The sequence below is a fragment of the Pseudomonas sp. WAC2 genome (assembly GCF_030403525.1).
Taxonomy (GTDB): Bacteria; Pseudomonadota; Gammaproteobacteria; order Pseudomonadales; family Pseudomonadaceae; genus Chryseomonas; species Chryseomonas luteola.
The window spans coordinates 217,835-231,236 of sequence record NZ_JAUEPD010000009.1 but is presented as its reverse complement, the minus strand read 5'-3'; the positions used below and the strand labels follow the sequence as shown (position 1 = coordinate 231,236).

Here is a 13,402-nt window from a genome sequence, read left to right as displayed (position 1 = left end):
TAAAGCCCAGTTTATGCGTTAGTCAAGGATGTGAAGAGTAGAAGTGCGTGAGGTATTGCAAGTTTTATGGCGTCCCAGGCGAGGTTCGAACTCACAACCTTCCCCTTAGGAGGGGGATGCTCTATCCAATTGAGCTACTGGGACCAAATGACGTCGTGCGAGAGCAGAATGTTAACGACAAGAGCGCGCTTTGTCATGCGTTATGTAAAACCTAGCGTTAAAGACCGCTATTCCCAGAAATCATTGCTAAGCTTCTCATTAGCATTGATTTAGAGAGAAGCCACTTTGCTTTTTTTGAAAATTGTCACTAAATTGACGCCAATAAGCTCACGCAAGTAATGGCGTTGAGAGCAAATAACAATGCTGTCCCAAGCTTCATGAAAGCCTTGTTGGCATCGTCCTTGACCACTTAGATGAATGTACTCATGACTCAGGCAATTAGATCGTACTCCAGTCGCACAGCTGACAAATTCGTCGTCCGTCTTCCCGAAGGAATGCGCGAACGTATCGCCGAAGTTGCACGCAACCATCATCGCAGCATGAATTCTGAAATCATTGCTCGACTGGAGCAGAGTCTCATTCAAGAAGGCGCTATCGATACAGATCCGAGCATGCGTATGGATAGTCCAGAGCTAAGCGCTCATGAACGGGAACTGCTACAGCGCTTCAGGCAACTTTCTGGACGCCAGCAAAACGCTCTCCTCTCTCTGATTGCCAATGACGTCGAGTCATCACAGGAATAAAGTATTTGTTAAAGGATCAGGGATACGCCCTGATCCTTTCGCTTGAAGTTACAGAAGGAACATAGTGGCAAGACCAAGGAAGATGAAAAAGCCGCCGCTGTCTGTCATTGCTGTAATCAGCACGCTGGACCCCATTGCGGGATCTCGCCCAAACCGTTGTAACGTCATGGGAATCAATACTCCCATGAACGCGGCTAGCAAGAGATTCAATGTCATGGCAGCCGTCATGACGACCCCTAACGACCAACTGTTATAAAGGTAATAGGCAATCAGGCCAATTACCCCACCCCAAATCAATCCATTGAAGAGCGCAACACCTAGCTCTTTCCTCAACAATCTCATGGTGCTGCTGGCATTGAGCTGACCCAGCGCGATAGCACGCACAATCATAGTGATCGTTTGATTGCCCGAATTACCGCCAATACCTGCAACGATAGGCATCAAGGCGGCCAGCGCTACTAACTTTTCAATGCTGCCTTCAAAAAGCCCGATTACACGAGATGCAACAAACGCCGTTACCAGATTCGTAGCAAGCCAAGTCCAACGATTGCCGACCGACTTCCAAACAGAAGCAAAAACATCTTCGTCTTCACGAAGACCCGCCATGTTGAGGACCTCAGATTCACTTTCCTCGCGAATCAAGTCCACCATTTCATCGATAGTGAGACGACCTATCAATTTGCCATTCTTGTCAACGACAGGCGCAGAAATTAGATCGTAACGTTCAAACGCTTGAGCGGCCTCGTAGGCATCATTATCAGGATGAAACGCTACCGGGTCGTTAGCCATTACCTCAGCGACTTGCTTTTCCGGGTCATTGACCAAAAGCCGCTTCACAGGAAGCACGCCCTTCAATATGCCGTCATAATCGACAACAAACAGCTTATCCGTATGGCCTGGCAGCTCCTTCAAGCGACGCAAATACCGCAGAACAACCTCAAGCGTGACATCGTCGCGGATAGTCACCATCTCGAAGTCCATCAGTGCGCCAACCTGATCCTCTTCATATGAAAGCGCTGAGCGCACCCGCTCACGCTGCTGGGCGTCCAAAGCCTCCATAAGCTCATGCACAACATCCCGAGGCAGGTCGGGCGCCAAGTCGGCCAGCTCATCAGCATCCAGCTGTCCTGCCACTGCAAGGATTTCCTGATCATCCATGTCGGCGATCAGTGTTTCACGAACAGAGTCGGAGACCTCAAGAAGGATGTCGCCGTCACGCTCGGTCTTAACCAAGCTCCAGACGGTCAGACGCTCATGAAGTGGAAGCGCCTCAAGGATAAAGGCAATATCGGCCGGATGCAGTTCATCCAGACGGCGACGGAGTTCGGACAGCCCCTCTTCATGCAGCGCCTCATCAGGCTGCACAACCTGCTCGTCGTGAGCGGGACCTTCAACGAAACGATACTGATGGAGCAGCTCAACGACTTGAGCCAGTCGCTCCTGCAGACTTTCCTGTGGCTTTCTTGCTTCCACTTCACTCATAAGCGCACTCCATCCCCGGCAACGGAGCGCGCTGCGGGAATCAAATCTTTAATAAACGAAACAGCGATCGAAGTTTGTTAGATCGGGGTATGTCCATGGAAAGGGTCCACGAGCCCCGGCGGGGCTGACAAGCGGAATCATAGCACTGCATGCGCTGAATCGGCGATGTAAAACAGTTAAAAACAATCATTTGGCAGCTAATGCTCATGCCTGACCGAGCTTGGCCGTTGATCTGCGGAGCCAATCACAGCGGCACGGCGCATCTCGCACTACGCTATGAACAGATGTCATGGAGGACAGCTATGTACCGTAATCCCGTTACACTTCTATGTTTGGCAACGTTGTTTTTTTCAAATACGGCTACTGCCACAACCGTCTTTCGGTGTGTAAGCGAAGACGGCCATATCAGCTTTTCCGCAAATGGTTGCCTTAAAGGCGATACGATTACCCACCAAACCGCTGATAACCCCAAGCCTGGCGGCAACGGACCCAAAACACCGATATTGACACAACCGTTATCCCCGCCTTCCCCCTCAAAGGATCAATTGCCTACCTACCATGAGCTAGCAGTTGTGGGAGCCAAGGAAGGAGCCTGCCCAAACGTGCTTTCAGGCTCGGAAAGAAGAACGGCGGTCATTCACAAAAAGGTTATAGCGGGCATGACGAAAGAGGATGTCGAAAGCGCCCTGGGAAAGCCAGACAGGATCATCGAGAACAATAATCGCGCCCGCTACTACTATGTAACGCAGCGCAAGAAGCATTCACGCGTCATTAGTTTTGATAATGCGGGATGCGTTACAGATACAGGAAGCAAATATAAAAAAGCCACACCCTAACGGTGTGGCTTTCGAGCGTTACAACACTGCTTTAGGATACGACCCTAAAACTTTCAAGGCGACCGTATCGCCATTGATTTTTTCCAGCACATCCTTGATGAGAGGATCATGCTGATGACCGATGAAGTCTATAAAGAAAACATAGGTCCACTTACCACTGCGGGATGGACGTGTTTCGATGCGCGTCAGGTCAATGTTGTTGGCATGAAACGGCATTAACAAATCATGCAAGGCGCCCGGCTTATTGCGAGTCGACACGATCACAGACGTCTTGTCATCGCCGCTAGGTGGGACCTCCTGATTTCCGATAATCAAAAACCGCGTGGAGTTATCTGGACGATCCTCGATTTTCTCATGCAGCTTTGACAAACCATACAGGGAAGCCGCCATATCCCCTGCTATCGCCGCACTATTCCATTCACTTTTAACCCGCTTCGCAGCCTCGGCATTGCTCGAAACTGCGATTCGTTCGATGTTAGGGAAATACGCGTCTAGCCATTTACGGCACTGAGCTAGGGACTGCGCGTGTGAGTAAACACGCGAAATGCTATCTGTCTTGGTCGTTTCACCCACAAGCAGATGATGGTGGATACGCAATTCCACCTCGCCGCAGATAACCAGATCATGCTCTAGGAAACTATCAAGCGTATGGTTGACGGCACCTTCAGTTGAGTTCTCAACAGGAACCACACCAAAATTTACGGCCCCAGCCGCCACCTCACGAAAGACTTCGTCGATAGCGGCCATTGGCCGTGTCTTTACCGCCATACCAAAATGCTTAAGCGTAGCCGCCTGCGAAAACGTACCTTCCGGCCCCAAATAGGCAACCTTCAATGGCTCTTCAAGCGCAAGGCACGACGACATGATCTCTCGAAACAAACGAGCCATGTCCTCATTACCCAACGGGCCCTGGTTACGCTCCATTACCCGCTTGAGCACCTGCGCTTCGCGCTCCGGTCGATAGAAAACCGGACTTTCACCCTCACCTAGCGACTGCATTTTCACGCGAGCCACATCCTGAGCGCAGCGGGCGCGCTCACTGATGAGTTCCTGAATCCGTTCATCCAAGCTATCGATACGGAGGCGCAGGGCCTTGAGCTCTTGTTCCGCCATGGTTTAACCGTGCTCCTTTTCAAACTCTGTCATATAGGCGACCAGTGCTTGCACAGCCTCAAGACTGACAGCGTTGTAGATGGATGCGCGCATGCCACCTACCGAGCGATGCCCCTGAAGATATAGAAGGCCTCGCTCTTCGGCACCCGACAGGAAAGTCTTGTCCAGACGCTCATCTGCCAGGCGGAAAGGCACGTTCATCCAGGAGCGATCATTTACCGCAATCGGATTCATATACATTTCACTACTATCGATGAAGCCATACAGAAGCTCCTGCTTCTGACGGTTGATCCGCTCGATGGCAGGTAGTCCACCCTGATCTTTCAGCCACTGGAATACCAGGCCAGACAGATACCAGGAAAACGTGGCGGGCGTGTTGTACATCGAACCGTTGTCTGCCTCGACCTTATAATCGAGGAGCTTGGGACAAGAGGAACGTGCCCGCCCCAGCAACTCCTCCTGAACGATCACTACTACAAGCCCACTGGGTCCGATGTTTTTCTGCGCGCCCGCATAAATCAACCCAAACCGTGATACGTCCAAAGGACGTGACAGCAGGTTCGAGGACGCATCAGCAACTAGAGGAACATCACCTGTCTCAGGAATCCAGTTGTACTCAAGGCCGCCAATGGTTTCGTTTGGAGTGTAATGAACATAGGCCGCGTCCTTGGAAAGCTGCCACTCATTCTGCCCAGGGATAGCCAGGTAATCGTATTTCTTGGCGCTGGCGGCAACATTCACTGCGCCATAGTTTTGCGCCTGCTCGATAGCCTTGCGTGACCAGATCCCTGTATCGATGTAATCAGCCTTTCCACCTTCAGGTAGTAGGTTCAGTGCAATCTGAGCGAACTGTAGACTTGCCCCACCCTGCAGGAAAAGCACTTTGTAATCAGCGGGGATTACAAGCAGATCCCGCAAGTCCTGCTCGGCTTTCGAGCTGATTGCAGTGAAGTCGTCGCCACGGTGACTCATCTCCATGACAGACAAGCCGCGCCCCTGCCAGTCGAGCAGATCGGCCTGAGCTTGTTTCAGTACCGCCTCCGGCAGCGCAGCCGGGCCAGCGCAGAAGTTATACGCTCGCTTGCTCATCACTCATCGTCCTCATTGGGCATGTCATCAGAGGGAACATCGTTGGCGCCCGGCAGGACATCCTCATCGCTTGGCTCTTCGCTAATGACAGGAAGCTCCTTTTCAAGCAACTCGTCATCAAGCTCGCCCTCATGCTCGATCAACTCGTCGTCAACTGAGGGCTCCTGCACACGCTCAAGGCCTACGAGCTTCTCGCCCTTGCCAAGCTTGATCAGTGTCACACCCTGCGTGTTGCGACCTTGAAGGGAAACCTCATCAACCCGTGTACGCACCAGCGTACCCTGATCGGAAATCAACATGATTTCCTCACCTTCAAGGACTTGAATAGCGCCAATCAGCGGGCCATTACGCTCATTGGTTACCATGGCTATCACGCCCTGACCACCACGACCACGCTGCGGATACTCAGCAATAGCAGTACGCTTGCCATAACCATTCAGACTGGCTGTCAGTATCTGCGCCTGCTCTTCTGGAATCAGCATGGAAATCAGATGCTGCCCATCACCCAGACGCATACCGCGGACACCACGGGCCGTACGTCCCATCGTGCGGACATGACGCTCCTTGAAGCGAATGACCTTACCGTTGTCAGAGAACAGCATGACCTCCTGGGCGCCATCGGTAATGGCCGCTGCAATCAGGCTATCGCCCTCTTCCAGCTTCAGCGCAATCAGGCCATTGCTACGAGGACGACTGAACTGCACCAGCGGGGTTTTCTTGACCGTGCCGTAAGCAGTAGCCATGAAGATATAGGATCCGGTAGGCTCATCCTTGCCGCTATCTTCAACCCCTTCTGCGCCCTCATCGACCTCAACATCATCTTCAAGCACCACGTCTTCAACGACATCGTCCTGATCACCTAGGTCTTCATCCTCAGGTGCCTGTTGACGCACGGCCTCCAGATCTACTGGCAACATCGCAGTGATACGCTCGCCTTCAGCCAATGGCAGCAGATTTACAAGCGGACGACCACGTGCAGCACGAGAAGCCTCAGGAATTTCGTAGGTCTTTTTCCAGTACACCTTACCCAGGCTGGAGAACAACAGCAGTGTGGTATGGCTATTGGCGACGAGAAGATGCTCGATGTAATCGTCTTCCTTTACGCCCGAGGCAGAACGGCCGCGACCACCACGGCGCTGAGCCTGGTAGGCATGCAAGGGCTGGGACTTGGCGTAGCCGCCATGGGAAATGGTGACGACACGATCTTCTTCTGTGATCAGGTCAGCAATGGTCAGGTCGACTTGAGAGGCGACGATTTCAGTACGACGTGCATCACCGAACTCTGCCTTGATCTTTTCAAGCTCCTCACGGATGACTTCCATGAGACGCTCAGGGCTGTTGAGTATTCGGATCAGCTCTGCAATCTGTTTCAGGATCTCCTGATATTCAGCCAGCAGCTTTTCATGCTCCAGGCCGGTCAGGCGATGTAGTCGCAAATCAAGGATGGCCTGCGCCTGTTCAGGAGACAGCCAGTATTTGCCATCACGAAGACCATACTGCGGATCCAGGTTCTCCGGCCGGCAAGAATCCGCACCAGCGCGTTCCACCATCGCCTCGACAGCACTGGACTCCCAGCCGGTCGCAATGAGACGCTCTTTGGCTTCAGCTGGGGTTGGAGAGGACCTGATCAGTTCAATAACCGGGTCGATATTGGACAGCGCTACCGCTTGGCCTTCGAGAATATGACCACGCTCACGCGCTTTACGCAGCTCATAAATGGTTCGGCGGGTAACCACTTCGCGACGGTGACGGATGAATGCCTCAAGCATGTCCTTTAGGTTAAGGACTTTGGGCTGACCATCCACCAGCGCGACGATATTGATACCAAACACTGTTTGCAGCTGAGTTTGTGCATACAGATTGTTCAGCACGACCTCAGCCACTTCACCGCGGCGCAACTCGATTACAACACGCATGCCGTCCTTGTCGGACTCATCACGCAGTTCGGTGATACCTTCGATCTTGCGCTCTTTCACCAGCTCGGCAATCTTTTCGATCAGACGAGCCTTGTTCAGCTGATAAGGCAGCTCGGTGATGACGATCTGCTGGCGAGTGCCTGACTTGTCGATATCTTCGACGTCAGCGCGTGCACGTACATAGATACGGCCACGTCCTGTGCGATAAGCCTCGATGATACCTGCCCGGCCGTTGATGATGCCTGCCGTCGGGAAATCAGGTCCCGGGATATACTGCATCAGTTGGTCGACAGTCAGCTCACTGTTTTCGATCAGCGCCAGGCAGCCATCAATCACTTCGGTCAGGTTGTGAGGCGGAATGTTAGTAGCCATCCCCACCGCGATACCACTGGAGCCATTGACCAGAAGGTTCGGAACCTTTGTAGGCATGACTGCCGGGATCTTCAGGGACCCGTCGTAGTTGTCTACCCAGTCAACGGTTTCCTTATCCAGGTCCGCCAGGATTTCGTGGGTCAATTTGAACATGCGCACTTCGGTGTATCGCATAGCGGCTGCGGAGTCACCGTCAACCGAGCCGAAGTTACCTTGACCATTCACCAACATGTAGCGAAGGGAGAACGGCTGCGCCATACGTACAATCGTGTCGTATACCGCAGAGTCGCCGTGAGGGTGGTATTTACCGATTACGTCGCCCACGACACGGGCGGATTTCAGATAAGGCTTGTTCCAATCGTTACCCAGCTCGCTCATGGCATAAAGCACACGGCGATGCACAGGTTTCAAGCCGTCGCGCACATCCGGCAATGCGCGTCCGACGATTACGCTCATCGCATAATCGAGGTAAGACTGTCTGAGTTCGTCTTCAATATTGACCGGGAGGATTTCTTTGGCCAGTTCGCCCATGAGAAGCCTGGTTCCTTAGTTTCAACACCCTGCGGGAAAGCGGTAAATACTACCACAAACCAAGGGTTGCCTGCGGTTTCCCGCAGGCGATGTGTGAGTCGTGTTAAGCGGAAAAATCAGTGCAAGCGCTTGCGGTTCATAAGTGCAGCCATTTTCTCTGCAGTGGGCCGCTCCACGACGCCTCGCTCCGTGACAATCGCATCAATCAAATCAGCAGGCGTTACATCGAAAACAGGATTTACAGTATCGACTTCTGCCGCAATCCGAACACCGCCTATTTCAAGCAGTTCGCGTCCCTCACGCTGCTCGATGGGGATGTCCTCACCGGATGTCAGATTCATGTCGATGGTCGAGCTGGGCGCCACAACCATAAAGCGCACCCCATGGTGCATTGCATTGACGGCCAGCTGATAGGTCCCGATCTTGTTGGCAACGTCACCGTTGGCTGTGATTCGGTCAGCCCCTACGATGACCCAGGAGATATTGCCGGTTTTCATCAGATGGGCCGCTGCCGCATCGGCATTCAAAGTGACAGGAATGCCTTCGCCAGCCAACTCCCAGGCAGTAAGGCGAGCACCTTGTAGCCACGGGCGCGTCTCATCGGCAAATACCTTGTCCACAAGTCCTTCCAGGTGAGCCGCACGAATAACCCCCAGGGCGGTTCCAAACCCTCCGGTCGCCAACGCACCGGTATTGCAATGGGTCAGAAGCGTCTGAACGCCATCGCCATGCTTGCGAATCAACTCGACCCCGAGCTGCGCCATGGTCAGATTGGCTTCGCGATCGCTCTCATGGATGGCAACGGCCTCCGCTTCAAGGGCCGCGAGCGCTTCCTCGCCCGGCTTGAGTCGCTTCAGGCGCTCTCGCATACGGTTAAGCGCCCAGAACAGGTTGACCGCTGTAGGACGGGACTCTGCGAGCATCTGCATATCCTCATCCAGCGTTTGCAACCAGTCCTCTCCTGCCTGCTGGCGCGCTCGAGCGCCTAGCACAACGCCGTAGGCTGCACTAATACCGATTGCCGGTGCTCCTCGCACGACCATCTGCCTGATTGCCTCGGCCACACCACTGGCCGAGTCATACGTGAGCCAGACTTCCTGCATGGGTAATAAACGCTGATCTAGCAGATGCAGTACGCCCTCTTTCCACTCGATAGCCTTGACCTTCTCTGCGGCCAGAAGTCGCTCGCGCATGATCACCCTCATCGCCTGAAACAAAAAAGTCGATTATACAGGGGTGATACAAGCCGCTGTGACAGGACATCGCGAATACATGGGTTTATAAACGCTTTTATCAATAATGTGGCCCGACTGAGTCCCGCCATTGGGCTGACGCCAGTTATACTTTCATTTATTTACCTTCAGGAAGCCCTTCCATGCCTGGTGTCGTGCCCCTTGACCTGCTTCTTTTCCCCACCTGGATCGTTCCGGTGGAACCGGCCGGGGTGGTACTGACTGACTACGCTATCGGCATCAAGGATGGGCAAATCGCCGTATTGGCACCCCGCTCTGATCTGCGACGCTATCAGGCAGCCGAGTCAGTCGAACTTCCCGGCATGCTACTGAGCCCGGGCCTCATCAATATGCACGGCCATGCTGCGATGACACTGTTTCGTGGCCTTGCGGATGACCTTCCGCTTATGACTTGGCTACAGGAACATATCTGGCCCGCTGAAGCCGAATGGGTAAGCGAGGATTTCGTCCGCGACGGCACCCGATTGGCCATCGCAGAGCAAATTAAAGGCGGCATAACCTGCTTTTCGGATATGTACTTTTTTCCGCAGGTAGCGTGTGAGGCCATCCACGAGTCAGGTATGCGGGCGCAAGTCACCCTGCCGATCATGAACTTTCCTGTACCAGGGGCAAGGACTGCAGATGAGGCGATACGCCGGGGACTTGAGCTTTTTGATGACCTGAAGCTACATGAGCGCATCAAGGTCGCTTTTGGGCCTCACGCCCCCTACACCGTCAGCGATGACAAGCTGGCCAATGTCCTGATGCTGGCCGATCAACTTGACGCATGCATCCACATGCATGTGCATGAAACGGCTGGCGAGGTGCAGGAGGCAATCGAAAAGACAGGGGAACGTCCGCTTACTCGCCTGCGCAGGCTAGGACTTTTAGGTCCCCGCTTCCAGTCTGTCCACATGACCCAGATCGACGAGGAAGACTTGGAAAACCTGGTTGAGACCAACACTCATGTAATCCACTGCCCTGAGTCCAATCTCAAGCTAGCCAGCGGTTTCTGCCCGGTAGAAACGCTTTGGCAGGCAGGCGTGAACGTCGCCATAGGTACGGACGGGGCAGCCAGCAACAATGACCTGGATCTGTTGGGCGAAACCCGTACCGCCGCTCTCCTGGCCAAGGCCGTAGCCGGTTCCGCAACAGCACTGGATGCACACAGAGCCTTGCGTATGGCCACACTCAATGGGGCACGTGCCCTGGGTCTTGAGCGCTGCCTGGGCTCCCTTGAGGTGGGCAAGGCAGCTGACATGGTCGCTTTCGACATGAGCAGACTGGCTCAGCAACCCATTTATGACCCAGTGTCTCAACTGATTTATGCCAGCAACCGTGATTGTGTGAAGCATGTCTGGGTGGGTGGTCGCCCCTTGTTAAAGGACGGCAAGCTGACCCGCCTGGATGAACAAGAACTTATCGAGAACGCTCGCACCTGGGGCCAAAAGATAGCCGCTCGCTAACGACTGGCTGCGCCAGTGGTGCGTTCATCTAGCAAATGCCAAATCACAAGCGCATTTGCACAACGAATTTAGAGAATGGAGTGTAATGGATGTCCAACGTCGATAATGCCGAGATTGCCAAATTCGAAGCCCTGGCCTCGCGGTGGTGGGACAGAGAGAGTGAATTCAAGCCGCTTCATGATATCAATCCGCTGCGCGTCAATTGGATTGACCAACACGCCAACCTCGCCGGCAAAAAAGTACTCGACGTAGGCTGCGGCGGCGGCATCCTGAGCGAAGCCATGGCAGTACGGAGCGCGGACGTCACAGGAATCGACATGGGCGAAGCGCCGCTTTCAGTTGCACAGCTTCACCAACTGGAATCAGGTGTGCCCGTCAGCTACCGCCGCATTACCGCTGAGGAGCTGGCAGCTGAAACGCCCGGCACTTACGATGTCGTCACATGCATGGAAATGCTTGAGCATGTCCCAGATCCCGCATCTGTGATTCAAGCATGCCGGACACTAGTCAAACCTGGCGGCCATGTCTTTTTCTCTACGATTAACCGCAACCCCAAATCCTATCTATTTGCCATTGTGGGCGCCGAATATGTCTTGCGTTTACTGCCGCGCGGCACTCATGACTTCCGCAAGTTTATTCGTCCATCCGAATTAGGCGCCTGGTGCCGAAACGCTGGCCTACACGTACGCGATGTCATCGGTATGACTTACAACCCGATTACCAAGGTTTACAAGTTGGGCAATGATGTCGACGTAAACTACATGCTGCGCACCATCCGCGAGGAGTAATAGGATGCGAATAAAAGCAGTACTGTTCGATATGGACGGCACATTGCTCGACACGGCACCTGACTTTATCGCCGTGATCCAGTCCATGCGCGCTGATCGAGGCTTGCCAGCCGTCGATGAGAAAACTGTCCGGGACGTCGTATCGGGTGGCGCGCGAGCCATGGTAGCCAGCGCGTTCGAAGTAGATCCCTTGAGTGATGAGTTTGACCCACTACGATTGGACTTTCTTGACCGCTATCAGGACCACTGCGCCGCCCACTCTCACCTATTCGAGGGCATGGAAGAATTGTTGGCGGACCTGGAACGGGCTCGTCTGACTTGGGGCGTAGTCACCAACAAGCCCGTCCGCTATGCAGAGCCCATCATGCAGGCACTTGGCCTTGCTAAACGTTCAGCCGTTCTGGTCTGCCCTGACCATGTCACCTACAGCAAACCTGATCCAGAGCCCGTGCTGTTAGCGTGTAAACAAATCAATATCGAGCCGCAAGCCGTCATTTTTGTCGGTGACGATCGTCGAGATATCGAATCGGGGCGCGCAGCGGGCACCAAAACAGCGGCCGTGCGATATGGCTATATCCATCCAGAGGACAATCCTGCTCACTGGGGCGCCGATCTGGTAGTAGATCACCCGCTTGAGCTGCGTGACGCCTTGGACCGCGCCATTTGCGGCTGTTAAAACAATAGGGCCGCTCAAGCGAGCGGCTGGGAGTCAAGATGTTTGAATACAAGGCCCGCCCAGACCTTCTCAAAAATCGAATCATCCTTGTAACAGGTGCCGGACGAGGCATTGGCCGGGCAGCGGCAAAAACCTATGCTGCCCATGGCGCAACCATCCTGCTCTTGGGTAAGACAGAAGAGAACCTCAACGAGGTCTACGATGAAATCGAGGCTGCTGGCCATCCACAAGCGGTAGTCGTTCCTTTTGACCTTGAAGCCGCACGGCCTGAGCAATTCGAAGAGCTGGCTGCCATGGTAGAAACGGAGTTTGGTCGACTTGATGGTCTTTTGCACAATGCAGGCATTCTAGGTCCTCGCGCCTCCGTTGAGCAGACCAGCGGAGAAGCCTTCATGCAGGTTATGCAAGTCAACGTCAACGCAGTCTTCATGCTAACGCGTGCGCTACTGCCACTACTCAGACAATCGAACGATGCCTCGATCATTTTCACCTCCAGCAGTGTGGGGCGAAAAGGACGTGCCTATTGGGGAGCATACGCCGTTTCTAAATTTGCCAACGAAGGCCTTATGCAGGTGATTGCCGATGAAATGGATGGCACTGCGGCCGTACGGGCCAATAGTATCAATCCCGGCGGAACCCGAACCGACATGCGTGCTCTCGCTTACCCTGCTGAAAACCCTGCACGCAACCCAACACCCGAGGAGATCATGCCCGTCTACCTCTATTTGATGGGACCAGACAGCGCACACGTCAATGGGCAAGCGTTCAACGCTCAAGGCTAGATAGAGGAAAGGGAAGCAAGAAAGGATGAACATGTGAGATGTTCATCCTTGGATCAATCAACGACCAGCGCGTGATTCGCGAATATAGAAGCGCGCCTTCTGGGCATTTTGAACGCAGCCGTTATAGGCCTCTACCTGCTGCTGAGTCTTGGCGGTTGAAATCAAGCCCAGCGCCTTGGAATAGCTGACCGTACCTGCAAACCCTTCGGTTTTGGCTATATCCAGTTCTTTCCATGCAGCGTTCACCTCTGCCGCACAACTGTCTCGGTTGACCGTTTTGGCTGCACATCCAGCAAGTACCAGCGCCGCGACAGGCATCATTGCAAGCCAGCGATTCATGATTTGACTCCTTCAATGGATAAGTAAATCCGGCGCA

At 53.8% G+C, this 13,402-nt stretch carries 12 protein-coding genes and 1 tRNA gene; 6 read left to right on the top strand and 7 right to left on the bottom strand.

The features are described 5' to 3' along the window. Positions 1-67 precede the first annotated feature (67 nt). Positions 68-144 (bottom strand) — tRNA-Arg (locus QWJ10_RS19325). 281 nt (positions 145-425) lie between these two features. On the opposite strand from QWJ10_RS19325, the gene QWJ10_RS19320 reads away from it, so the two are divergent. Then, positions 426-743 (top strand): Arc family DNA-binding protein, encoded by a 318-nt coding sequence (locus QWJ10_RS19320; RefSeq protein ID WP_010797860.1) that lies wholly within the window; start codon positions 426-428, stop codon positions 741-743. A gap of 48 nt (positions 744-791) precedes the next feature. Here QWJ10_RS19320 and mgtE read toward each other — a convergent pair whose 3' ends face one another. Continuing rightward, a complete protein-coding gene (gene mgtE, locus QWJ10_RS19315) occupies positions 792-2,225 on the bottom strand; it encodes a magnesium transporter (RefSeq protein WP_010797859.1) in 1,434 nt (477 codons plus the stop codon). Positions 2,226-2,527: 302 nt separating this feature from the next. Between mgtE and bamE the strand changes: the two genes are divergently transcribed. Further along, entirely contained in the window at positions 2,528-3,061 is a 534-nt protein-coding gene (gene bamE, locus QWJ10_RS19310; RefSeq protein WP_289929081.1) for an outer membrane protein assembly factor BamE, read from the top strand. 18 nt (positions 3,062-3,079) lie between these two features. Here bamE and pheA read toward each other — a convergent pair whose 3' ends face one another. The 4 genes from pheA to mtnA all read right to left on the bottom strand — a co-directional run bounded on the left by pheA (position 3,080) and on the right by mtnA (position 9,275). Continuing rightward, on the bottom strand, positions 3,080-4,174 hold the full coding sequence (gene pheA, locus QWJ10_RS19305) for a prephenate dehydratase (protein WP_010797857.1): 1,095 nt from the start codon (positions 4,172-4,174) through the stop codon (positions 3,080-3,082). 3 nt (positions 4,175-4,177) lie between these two features. Beyond that, on the bottom strand, positions 4,178-5,263 hold the full coding sequence (gene serC / locus QWJ10_RS19300) for a 3-phosphoserine/phosphohydroxythreonine transaminase (protein ID WP_197873226.1): 1,086 nt from the start codon (positions 5,261-5,263) through the stop codon (positions 4,178-4,180). Further along, the gene (gene gyrA / locus QWJ10_RS19295) at positions 5,263-8,082 is read right to left on the bottom strand and encodes a DNA gyrase subunit A (protein ID WP_125887859.1); all 2,820 of its coding nucleotides are present in this window, start codon (positions 8,080-8,082) and stop codon (positions 5,263-5,265) included. The genes serC and gyrA overlap by 1 nt, the downstream gene beginning before the upstream one ends. Positions 8,083-8,198: 116 nt before the next feature. Further along, complete coding sequence (mtnA, locus tag QWJ10_RS19290; protein WP_010797854.1) at positions 8,199-9,275, bottom strand: S-methyl-5-thioribose-1-phosphate isomerase; 1,077 nt, start codon at positions 9,273-9,275, stop codon at positions 8,199-8,201. A gap of 182 nt (positions 9,276-9,457) precedes the next feature. On the opposite strand from mtnA, the gene QWJ10_RS19285 reads away from it, so the two are divergent. From QWJ10_RS19285 to QWJ10_RS19270, 4 genes are all read left to right on the top strand, one after another. After that, positions 9,458-10,780: a TRZ/ATZ family hydrolase gene (locus tag QWJ10_RS19285; RefSeq protein WP_289929077.1), complete on the top strand. Its 1,323-nt coding sequence runs from the start codon at positions 9,458-9,460 to the stop codon at positions 10,778-10,780. An 89-nt stretch (positions 10,781-10,869) separates the two neighbouring features. After that, positions 10,870-11,568, top strand: coding sequence for a bifunctional 2-polyprenyl-6-hydroxyphenol methylase/3-demethylubiquinol 3-O-methyltransferase UbiG (gene ubiG, locus QWJ10_RS19280; protein ID WP_289929075.1), 699 nt, complete (start codon positions 10,870-10,872; stop codon positions 11,566-11,568). Between the two features lie 4 nt (positions 11,569-11,572). Beyond that, positions 11,573-12,244 (top strand): N-acetylmuramic acid 6-phosphate phosphatase MupP, encoded by a 672-nt coding sequence (gene mupP / locus QWJ10_RS19275; protein WP_289929073.1) that lies wholly within the window; start codon positions 11,573-11,575, stop codon positions 12,242-12,244. 38 nt (positions 12,245-12,282) lie between these two features. Then, a complete protein-coding gene (locus QWJ10_RS19270; protein ID WP_289929071.1) occupies positions 12,283-13,026 on the top strand; it encodes a YciK family oxidoreductase in 744 nt (247 codons plus the stop codon). A gap of 57 nt (positions 13,027-13,083) precedes the next feature. On the opposite strand, the gene QWJ10_RS19265 is transcribed toward QWJ10_RS19270, so the two are convergent. Next, complete coding sequence (locus QWJ10_RS19265; RefSeq protein WP_010797849.1) at positions 13,084-13,365, bottom strand: hypothetical protein; 282 nt, start codon at positions 13,363-13,365, stop codon at positions 13,084-13,086. Positions 13,366-13,402: the final 37 nt, after the last annotated feature.